This is a genomic window from Reyranella sp. GW821-FHT14A01 (assembly GCF_058803965.1).
This window is the reverse complement of record NZ_JBXAPM010000003.1, coordinates 209,312-219,156: the sequence shown is the minus strand read 5'-3', so window position 1 is coordinate 219,156 and position 9,845 is coordinate 209,312. Positions and strand designations below refer to the sequence as shown.

At 67.6% G+C, this 9,845-nt stretch carries 8 protein-coding genes; 5 read left to right on the top strand and 3 right to left on the bottom strand.

Annotated elements, in window-relative coordinates:
* Positions 1-143: 143 nt before the first annotated feature.
* A complete protein-coding gene (locus tag AC1ROX_RS07740; RefSeq protein WP_493124071.1) occupies positions 144-581 on the top strand; it encodes a D-Ala-D-Ala carboxypeptidase family metallohydrolase in 438 nt (145 codons plus the stop codon).
* A gap of 7 nt (positions 582-588) precedes the next feature.
* Here AC1ROX_RS07740 and AC1ROX_RS07735 read toward each other — a convergent pair whose 3' ends face one another.
* From AC1ROX_RS07735 to AC1ROX_RS07725, 3 genes are read right to left on the bottom strand one after another with little or no spacing between them, the layout of a single operon-like run.
* A complete protein-coding gene (locus AC1ROX_RS07735; RefSeq protein ID WP_493124069.1) occupies positions 589-1,725 on the bottom strand; it encodes a divergent polysaccharide deacetylase family protein in 1,137 nt (378 codons plus the stop codon).
* 40 nt (positions 1,726-1,765) lie between these two features.
* The gene (locus tag AC1ROX_RS07730) at positions 1,766-4,447 is read right to left on the bottom strand and encodes a bifunctional acetate--CoA ligase family protein/GNAT family N-acetyltransferase (RefSeq protein WP_493124067.1); all 2,682 of its coding nucleotides are present in this window, start codon (positions 4,445-4,447) and stop codon (positions 1,766-1,768) included.
* A 5-nt stretch (positions 4,448-4,452) separates the two neighbouring features.
* Entirely contained in the window at positions 4,453-5,337 is an 885-nt protein-coding gene (locus AC1ROX_RS07725) for an EamA family transporter (RefSeq protein WP_493124065.1), read from the bottom strand.
* A 104-nt stretch (positions 5,338-5,441) separates the two neighbouring features.
* Here AC1ROX_RS07725 and AC1ROX_RS07720 point away from each other — a divergent pair, with 104 nt between their 5' ends.
* The 4 genes from AC1ROX_RS07720 to AC1ROX_RS07705 are packed head-to-tail and all read left to right on the top strand — an operon-like array spanning position 5,442 to position 9,801.
* On the top strand, positions 5,442-7,124 hold the full coding sequence (locus tag AC1ROX_RS07720) for an AMP-binding protein (RefSeq protein ID WP_493124515.1): 1,683 nt from the start codon (positions 5,442-5,444) through the stop codon (positions 7,122-7,124).
* Between the two features lie 35 nt (positions 7,125-7,159).
* On the top strand, positions 7,160-8,161 hold the full coding sequence (locus tag AC1ROX_RS07715) for a hypothetical protein (protein ID WP_493124064.1): 1,002 nt from the start codon (positions 7,160-7,162) through the stop codon (positions 8,159-8,161).
* Positions 8,162-8,207: 46 nt separating this feature from the next.
* Positions 8,208-8,813: an anthranilate synthase component II gene (locus tag AC1ROX_RS07710; RefSeq protein WP_493124062.1), complete on the top strand. Its 606-nt coding sequence runs from the start codon at positions 8,208-8,210 to the stop codon at positions 8,811-8,813.
* 22 nt (positions 8,814-8,835) lie between these two features.
* Entirely contained in the window at positions 8,836-9,801 is a 966-nt protein-coding gene (locus tag AC1ROX_RS07705; RefSeq protein ID WP_493124060.1) for a Bug family tripartite tricarboxylate transporter substrate binding protein, read from the top strand.
* The last annotated feature ends 44 nt before the right edge of the window (positions 9,802-9,845 follow it).

Below are 9,845 nucleotides of genomic sequence, written 5' to 3'. Positions count from 1 at the left end.
ACGCCCCCCCCCCCCCCCCCCCCCCCCCCCCCCCCCCCCCCCCCCCCCCCCCCCCCCCCCCCCCCCCCCACTGCCGCCTCCCGGCCTTGCCGCGCCGTCCGCGCCGTGTATCATCCCTGCATCGATTGAATGCGGGGGTATTCATGCAACTCAGTGCGCATTTCCTCCTGGCCGAATTCACGATTTCCAGCAAGGCACTGTCGATGGGCGTCGAGAATACGCCGACCGAGGAGCACATGGTCAATCTGCGCAACCTGGCGCAGCAGATGGAACTCGTCCGGGCCCTGTTCAACTGCCCGATCGAGATCACGAGCGGTTATCGCAACCCGGTCGTGAACGCGGCCGTCGGCGGCGTGTCGGACTCCGATCATGCGTTGGGCCATGCCGCAGATTTCCATGTCGACGGCCTTAGCGACCTCGATGCGGCAAAGAAGATCCGGGACAGCGATCTGAAGTTCGACCAGCTCATCTACGAAAAGAACCGCTGCGTCCACATCAGCTTCAACCCGCGCATGCGGCAGCAGGTATTCCGCCAGCCGGGAGGACCAGGTTCGCCGTTTCATCCTGGCCTCGAACCCTGACGGCGGATCAGTCCCAACCGTTGCGCTTGCGCAAGATGGCGGTCGACGGTGCCAGCGCGAGGCCCTTGCCCTGGACCGTCGGCAGCCATTCGGCCAGCGCCTGCAGGGTGCTGTCGTGCGGATGGCCGATGGCCACCACGAAGCCCTGTCGCCGCGCCACCGCCTCGGTCTCGGCGAGCTTGCGCCGCACGGCGTCCAACGTCTCCTCGTCGTCGAGGAAGACGTGGCGCACGATCGACGGCACGCCCATCTCCTGCGCCGTCTGGTCGCCCACCGATTGCGGGCTGGTGCGCGAATCGAGGAACATCAGGCCGCGCGGCTTGAGCTGGCGCATCACCAGCTCCATGTCGTTGCGGTTCGCGGTGAAGCGGCTGCCCATGTGATTGTTGATGCCGACATAACCGCCGAAACTCTCCAGCGCGATCAGCAGCTTCTGGCGCAGCTCGGCATCCGACATCGACACCAGCAGGGCACCCGGCCCGGGATCGTTGCGGCCGTTGGGCTCCATCGGCATGTGCAGCATCAGCTCATGCCCCCGCGCCCGCGCGGCGCGCGCCTGCTCGGGCAAATCCTTGGCATAGGGCAGGAACGACATGGTCATCGGTCCCGGCAGCTCCCAAGCGCGTTTCGAGCGCGCGCGGTCGAGGCCGACATCGTCGATCACGATGGCGACCAGCGGCTTGCTCTTGAGATCACGGAACGGCAGCGCGTTGCGGCGCCATGTCTGTTCCGCCGAAAACGCCGCCGCAACTTGCTTCGGCCGCGGCTTCTCCTCCACGTTCGGCGTCGGCTTGCCGGGATCAGCCTCGGAATATTTCGGAAAGTCCGGCAGCTCCTCGATGCGCGAGTATTTCGGCGCGACGGCCGGGCCCGACGACGAAGCGGCACTGCGCTTCATGTCCTCGATCGTGTCGCGCGCTACCTGATCACTGCTTCGCAGATCGAATCGCTCGGCGATCCAGTAACCACCGAGCACGCTCCCGACGAACAGGGCGATCACGCCGATGACGATCGAGTGCCAGCGATGCGCCGCGATCCATGCAACGAGCGCGTCGTAGCGGGCATACAGGCGGTCGACGAAGCCGGCCGGTCGCTTCGGACTCCTTCTGTTCGTCTTCCCGCTTCTGTTCTTCCTAGACGCCATCTAAGCGTTTCGTCCTAAGCTCTTGGCCTGCCGAACAAATTTACAGGCCGGCAAGCGACTTAACCACCCGAATGTCGGGCTCGCCCGAGCGGCCGCTCTCGCGGCGGAAGCCGACATGCTTGGCGAGGTCGAGCATCTTGCGATTCTCGCGCAGCACATGGCCGATCACGCGCTTCACGCCGCGCGCCTTGCCGTATTGCAGCACGTGCCGCAGCAGCAGCTCGCCGTAGCCGCGTCCCTGGCGATCGGACGCAACGGTCAACGCGAATTCGGCCTGCTGGAAATCGGGATCGGCAACCAGGCGACCGACGCCGACCAGGTCGTTGCCGCCTTCGAGCAGCAGGAACGCCATCTCGCGGTCGTAGTCGATCTGCGTCAGGCGCGCGGCCAGCTCGTGACTCATCTCGCGGATGGGCCCGAAGAAGCGCATGCGCACATCCTCGGGAGTCATGCGGCGCGTGAAAGCCAGCAGCATCGGCTCGTCGTCGGGACGGATCGGACGCAGCCGCAGCCTTTCGCCGCGATGCTCGATCTCTGTTTCGAGTTCGACCGGGTACGGCCGGATGGCGAAGCGCGCCGCCCTCTCCTGCCCCTTCTTCGGTTGATGCACGACGATGCGCGCATCGAGCGCGATCACGCCGTCGGCATCGGCCAGCAGCGGATTGATGTCGAGCTCGGCGATCTCGCCGACATCGGCGATCAGCTGCGACAGGCGCACCATCGCCTCGCCCACGGCGCCGCGATCGGCCGGCGCGCGGTCGCGATAGCCGCGCAGCAGGCGGTCGACGCGCGTGCGGCTGAGCGCATCCTCGGCCAGCACGGGATCGAGCGGCGGCAGTGCCAGTGCCTTGTCGTCGATCACCTCGGCCGCCACGCCACCATGGCCCACCAGGATGACGGGTCCAAACACGGGATCCTCGGTGGCGCCCAGGATCAGCTCGACGGCATGCGGGCGGCGGATCATCGGCTGCACGACGAAGCCGTCGATCCTGGCCTTATTGGCCATGACCAGGAACTTGCCGGTCATTTCGCGCACGGCATCGAGCACGGCCTGCTCGGACACGAGGTCGAGTGCCACGCCGCCCACGTCGGTCTTGTGCGTGATGTCGCGTGACAGGACCTTTACGGCGACCGGGAAGCCGATGCGCACCGCAGCGGCCGCGGCCTCGGTGGCGTCGAGCACGACCTCGGTCGGCACGACGGGAATGCCGTAGGCCGCCAGCACGCGCTTGGCCTCGGGCTCGGTCAGCACAGCGCGCTTCTCGGCGAGCGCGCCCAGCACGATGGACCGCACGAGATTGGTATCGGAGCGCGCATCGGGCACCGACGGCGGCGTGCGCTGGAGCGCGCGCTGGCCGCGGCGATACTCGACGATGTGCATGAAGCCGCGCACGGCCCGCAATGGCGTGTCGTAGGCCGGGATGCCGGCCTCGTGCAGAACGTGGCGGCCGGCCTGCGCCTCGGGTCCGCCGACCCAGCAGCCGATCACCGGCACGACCTTGGCGCCGGCGGCGCCGGCGATGGCGCGCGCCGCCTCGACCGACGAGGTGAGCGCGGTCGGCACGTTCATCGCCAGCACCGCGCCGACACCGCGATCGTCGGCCAGCCCGTCGAGGGCGGCGGCATAGCGCGCGCCGTCGGCATCGCCCACGATGTCGACCGGGTTGGCCCGCGACCACCCGCGCGACAGCTTCTTGTCGAGCTGGGCGATCGTGCGCGGCAGCAGCGTGGCCATCTCGCCGCCTTCGTCGATCAGCAGGTCGGTCGCCACGATGCCGGCGCCGCCGCCGTTGGTCAGGATCGCCAGCCGTTCGTTGCGCGGCGCGATGCTGTGGCCCAGCGTCTCGGCCGCGTCGAACAACTCGCCGAGTCCCGTCACGCGCACCAGCCCTGCGCGTGCAAAGGCCGCGTCATAGACCGCGGCCGAGCCCGCCATGGAGCCCGTATGCGACGCCGTCGCCTGCGCGGCGGCGGCATGACGACCGCCTTTCAGGACGATGACGGGCTTGATGCGGGCGGCACCGCGCGCCGCCGACATGAACTTGCGCGCCTGGGTGATGCCTTCGACATACATCAGCACGGCGCGCGTGTCGTAGTCGCGCGCCAGAATGTCGAGCACGTCGCCGAAATCGACGTCGGCCATGTCGCCCATGGAGATCAGGTGCGAGAAGCCGATGCCCTGCGCCACGCCCCAGTCGGCGAGGCCGGCCAGCACGGCGCCGGACTGCGCGATTGCCGCGATGCGCCCGCCCTTGAGGCGGGTCGGCCCGAAGCTCGCGTTGAGGCCAAGCCGTGGGGCGGCGTAGCCGATGCAGTTCGGCCCGATGATGCGCAGCAGATAGGGTTGCGCCGCGCGCAGGAGCCGTTGCCGCCAGCGCGCATTCACCGAGGCCGCGTCGGGACCGTGCCCCGGGCCGGCGCTGATCACCACCGCCGCCGGCGTGCCCGCCTCGCCCAGCGCCACGACCAGGCCGGGGATCGTCTCGGCCGGTGTCATGATCACGGCGAGATCGGCCGGCGCCGGCAGATCGGAGACTTTCTTGAAGACCGTGCGGCCCGCGATGGTGCCGCCCTTCAGGTTCACCAGGTGGATGTCGCCCTGGAAGCCGCCGGCCAGCAGATTGTGCGTGACCGCCGTGCCGATCGAGCCGGGACGTTCGCTGGCGCCGATCGCGACGACCGAACGCGGCGCCATCAGCCTTTCGAGATTGCGGGTCGACATGGGCGCTAGAAGAGCGCCGGACCGTTCATCAGCACAAGCCCTGAAACGATCACGAACGCCGCAGCCACGCGCCGGCCGCCGAACGGCTCGCCCAGCAGCAGGGTGCCGATCAGCGCGCCGAACAGCACCGAGGTCTCACGAAGGGCGGCGATATGGGCCATCGGTCCCAGCGCCAGCGCGTAGATCGCGATGCCGTAGCCGGTATTGGCGATCACGCCGCCGCCGACGCCGCGATACCAGGTCTTCTTCATGTGCGCCCAGACGGTAGCCGGCCGCTTCCAGAAGGCCAGCACCAGCAGCCACGGCCCTTCGAGCACGGCGAGCCAGGCGATGTAGGAGATGCGATGCTCCAGCGTCTCCCCGGCGGCCCGTACGCCCATGCCGTCGGAGATGATGTAGCCCGCGATGGTGATGCCGGTCAGCACCGCGAACAGCGTGGCAAGCCCGTGACGGCTGCCCGGTCGCGGCACGACGTTTTTCAACGGGATCGCCAGCGCCACCAGGCCGAAGCTCAGCAGGAACACGCCGACGATATCCTGCGTCCGCAGATGCTCGCCGATCACCCGGCCCGAGACGAGCGCCACCAGCAGCGGACCGAGGCCGCGCGCGATCGGATAGGTGTGGCTGAGATCGCCGTAGGAATAGGCCTTCAGCAGGAAGAAATAATACGCGACATGGATCGCGACCGAGAGGATCAGGTACTTCCAGGCGCCCGGCTCGATCATCGGCACGAAGGGCACGATGCAGAGGCCCATCACGGTGCCGGTCGTCATGATCAGCCCGAACGTCGCCAGCCGGTCCGACTGATCGGCCTTCAGGATGGCATTCCACGTGGCATGCATCAGCGCCGCAGCGAGCAGCAGCGCGACGATCAGGGGCTCGACGACCAAGGGGGCGACTTTCTTCTTGTTGCCCGGAACCTACGCCCGTGCCCAAGATCATGAAAGGGCGGAAACAAGATGCGAGGCATGCGATGACGGGCGGAGCGTACACGATCGGGGCGTACAAGGCGGCGCGTGAATTCCTGCTGGCCCATCGCGGCGACTACGAGACGGCCTACCGCGATTTCCGCTGGCCCGAGATGGAACGTTTCAACTGGGCAATCGACTGGTTCGACGCGGAGCTGGCGCGCGGGTCGCTGGCCAACCAAGCCGCGCTCACGATCGTCGGCGACGGCGCCGCGAGCCTGACCTTCGCCGAACTGTCGGAGCGCTCCAACCGCGTCGCCAACGGCCTGCGCGCGCTGGGCGTCAAGCGCGGCGACCGCATGCTGTTGATGCTAGGCAACGTGGCGCCGCTCTGGGAAGTGATGCTGGCCGCCATGAAGCTCGGCGCCGTCGTCATTCCGGCAACGACCCTGCTGACGCCGGTCGACCTCGCCGACCGCTTCGAGCGCGGCCGTGCAAAGCATGTCGTGGCCGCCGCCGGCGAGGCCGCCAAGTTCGACGGCTTCGACAAGAGCCTGACGCGCATCGCCGTCGGTGATGCGCCGGCCGGCTGGCACGCCTATGCGAAGCTGCTCGATCACCCGGCCGAGTTCACGCCGGACGGCGCGACCTTGGCCGACGATCCGATGCTGCTCTATTTCACCTCGGGCACGACGGCGAAGCCCAAGCTCGTGCTGCATTCCCATCGCAGCTATCCGGTGGGCCATCTCACCACGATCTTCGTGCTGGGCCTGCGGCCGGGCGACGTGCATCTCAACATCTCCTCGCCGGGCTGGGCCAAGCATGCCTGGAGTTGCTTCTTCGCGCCGTGGATCGCGGGCGCCACGATCTTCATCGCCAACCAGCCGCGCTTCAACGCGCGCTATCTTCTGGACGCCGTCGTCGCCAACAAGGTGACCACGCTCTGCGCGCCGCCGACCGTGTGGCGCATGCTGATCCAGGAAGACCTGAAGTCGTGCAAGACCTCCTTGCGCGAGGTGCTGGCGGCCGGCGAGCCGCTGAACCCCGAGGTCATCGAGCAGGTCGAGAAGGCCTGGGGCCTCACCATCCGCGACTTCTACGGCCAGACCGAGACCACAACACAGGTCGGCAATCCGCCCGGCCAGCCGATCAAGCCCGGTTCGATGGGCCGGCCCCTGCCCGGCTACAAGATCCGCCTACTCGATGCCGAGGAAAAGGACGCCGAGGAAGGCGAGATCTGCATCGACCTCGCGCACCGCCCCGCCGCCCTGATGCAGGGCTACCAACAGGATGACGGCTCGATCGCACCGCTGACCGGCGCCGTCTATCGCACCGGCGACGTCGCCTCGCGCGATGCCGACGGATACCTCACCTATGTCGGCCGCGCCGACGACGTGTTCAAGGCGTCCGACTACCGGATCAGCCCCTTCGAGCTGGAGAGCGTGCTGATCGAGCATCCCGCCGTGGCCGAGGCCGCCGTGGTGCCCGCGCCCGACGCGATGCGGCTCGCCGTGCCGAAGGCCTACATAACCCTCACGGCGAGCGGCAAGGCCGACCGCGCCACCGCGCTATCGATCTTCCAGCATCTGCGCGGACGGTTGGCGCCTTTCAAGCGCGTTCGGCGCCTCGAATTCGCCGAGCTGCCCAAGACCATCTCCGGCAAGATCCGCCGCGTCGAACTGCGCCGCGACGAGGAAAAGCGGGCGTCCGAGAACCAGCGCGGCGCAGGCGAATTCCGGGAGGAGGATTTCCCGGAGCTGGCGAAGTAGGATTGGGTGTGGCGGCTACTGCGAGAGGGGCCAGGATGTTGGGACGGATCGGGCTGGGTGCCGCAGTGTTGGCGCTGATCGGATGGGCAGCAAACGCCGCGCCCATTCCCGGATCGGTTCAGATATTGGGGAGCTGGATCGTGCAGGCGGACAACGACGCCGGCGGCAAGTTCGCCTATTGCGACGCGACCCGCGACGGAGGCGGCGCCCTGGTTCATATCGGCCAGTCCGCGTCGGGCAGCTGGCAGATCGGCTTTACCAATACCAGCTGGCAGTTCACCGTCGGGCAGGATGTCACGGTCACGCTGTTCATCGATCGCGTGCCCTATCCGCTCGTGCTCCGCACCTCGAGCCCCACGACGTTCTCGACGCCGCTGCCAGACACCACGCTGGTCGACGCCTTGCGCCAGGGAAACATGCTCAGCCTTCAGCTCGGCGCCGTGTATACGACCTTCTCTCTCGACGGCAGCGCGGCCGCGATCAATGCGGCCGCCTTGTGCCAGCAGGGGTATGCCGCGAGCGCTGCGCCGCCTGTAACACCGCCCCCATCGACACAGGCCGCGTCGCAGCCGCCGGCGGTGCCTGCGACTCCCGCGGCAACGCCCACAGCGGGCGGGATGCCGCCCGAGGTCACGCAGGAAGTCTCCAGCCTGCAGAGCAATTGTCAGGTAATGAACAAGACGCCGCCGCCAATCGGTGACTACGTCACCCGTATCGGGCTGACGGGGAGCGGCATCGACGACTGGCTGATCAATACAGGCGGTATCGCCTGCGCGGGATTGACCGGTGGCGGCGGGGGCGGCTCCATGGTCGAGATTTTCATCGGGCTGCCGAACGGCCACGCTCGCAAGGTCTTTGCGCGCTACGCGCTCGGAGTGGAGATCCGCGGCAGCACGGTCTGGCTGGGAAGCAGTGGCGACCAATGCCGCGGCTCCGCCGCCGCGCCCTCCGCGCCGACGAAGACGTGTCAGGTTCCGCTGATCTGGAACAAGGGCACCCAGAGGTTCGAAGAGGGATCGCCGACCAATACGCAGTGAAGCCAGAGCCCTATGAGAACGTACGCCGAACCGCTATTATCCTGCCATGCTCCTCCTGATCGATAACTACGACAGCTTCACCTACAACCTCGTCCACTTCCTGGGCGACCTCGGCGCGCGCTGCGTCGTGCATCGCAACGACCAGATCACGGTCGACGAGGCGCTGGCGCTGAAGCCGGCCGGCATCGTGCTCTCGCCCGGTCCCTGCACGCCCAACGAGGCCGGCATCTGCATGGACCTGATCCGCGCCGCCGCGAAGGAACAGGTGCCGCTGTTCGGCGTCTGCCTCGGCCACCAGGCGATCGGCCAAGTGTTCGGCGGCCATGTCGTGCGCGCGCCCGAGCCGATGCACGGCAAGCTGTCGGGCGTCGCCCACAAGAACCAAAGTGTCTTCGAGGACGTGCCCTCGCCCTTCCAGGCGACGCGCTACCATTCGCTGATCGTCGACCGGAAGGATTTCCCCAAGGACCTCGAGGTCACCGCCGAGACCGGCGACATCATCATGGGTCTGCGCCACAAGACGCTGCCGATCCACGGCGTGCAGTTCCATCCCGAGAGCATCGCCTCGGAGCACGGCCACAAGATCCTCGAGAACTTCCTGAAGATCGCCGGGGACCATCCCAGCCAGCAGAACAAGAAAAAGGCGGCCTAGCCCGCCAAACAAAGGAAACGTCATGATCGATCGCCGCACGCTTTTTCTCTCGCTTGCGGCGACCGCCGCGGCTCCTTCCGCCTTCGCGCAGGCATGGCCCGCCAAGCCGATCCGCATCATCGTGCCGTTCCCGGCCGGCCAGGCGACCGACATCCTGGCCCGTATGATGGCCGACCAGCTCACCAAGGCGCTGGGGCAGCAAGTAATCGCGGAGAACCGACCCGGCGCGGGCGGGCAGATCGGCGCCGATGTCGCGGCCAAGGCGCCGCCGGATGGCTACACGCTGCTGATGGTGACGATCTCCACGCACGGGATCGGCCCGGCGCTCTATCCGAAGCTGCCCTACGACCCGCAGAAGGACTTCGCGCCGATCGCCAATATCGGGCTGACGCCGCAGGTGCTGATGACCAGCCTCAAGAGCGGCATCAACTCGGTCCCTGATCTCGTCGCCAAGGCGAAGGCCGGCGCCGATCTCAACTACGGCTCCTCGGGCAACGGCTCGGCCAGCCACCTCGCGGTCGAGATGCTGAAGAGCGCGGCCGGCATCAAGCTCACGCACGTGCCGTTCAAGGGCAATGCCGAGGCGCAGCTTGCGCTGCAGAGCGGCGATATCCAGCTCCTGTCCGACGCCGTGCCCGGCGCGGTCGGTCCCGTGAGGTCCGGCAAGGTGAAGGCCATCGGCATCGCCGACGAGCGCCGCTCGCCCTTCCTACCCGACCTGCCGACCGTCGCCGAGCAAGGCATCCAGGGCGTCGTTGCCGTGGGCTGGATCGGCCTCTCGGCGCCCGCGAAGACGCCCGAGCCGATCCTCGACAAGATCAGTGCCGAGGTCATGCGCATCCTCAAGGATCCCGAAGTGCTGGAAAAGATGAAGGGCCTGTCCTTCGTCCCGGCCAAGGAATCGCGCCAGGAGTTCGAAGCCTATATCGCCATCGAGAACACCAAATGGCGCAAGATCATCCAGGATGCAGGCGTGAAGATCGAGTGATGCTGGGGGCGCGCGACTCCAGTCGCGCGTCTTTGCTGATCCCA

Bases quoted from the DNA above. Each gene is read 5' to 3' on its own strand.
- AC1ROX_RS07740 (WP_493124071.1), top strand. From the start codon at position 144: ATGCAACTCAGTGCGCATTTCCTCCTGGCCGAATTCACGATTTCCAGC.
- AC1ROX_RS07735 (WP_493124069.1), bottom strand. From the start codon at position 1,725: ATGGCGTCTAGGAAGAACAGAAGCGGGAAGACGAACAGAAGGAGTCCG.
- AC1ROX_RS07730 (WP_493124067.1), bottom strand. From the start codon at position 4,447: ATGTCGACCCGCAATCTCGAAAGGCTGATGGCGCCGCGTTCGGTCGTC.
- AC1ROX_RS07715 (WP_493124064.1), top strand. From the start codon at position 7,160: ATGTTGGGACGGATCGGGCTGGGTGCCGCAGTGTTGGCGCTGATCGGA.
- AC1ROX_RS07710 (WP_493124062.1), top strand. From the start codon at position 8,208: ATGCTCCTCCTGATCGATAACTACGACAGCTTCACCTACAACCTCGTC.
- AC1ROX_RS07705 (WP_493124060.1), top strand. From the start codon at position 8,836: ATGATCGATCGCCGCACGCTTTTTCTCTCGCTTGCGGCGACCGCCGCG.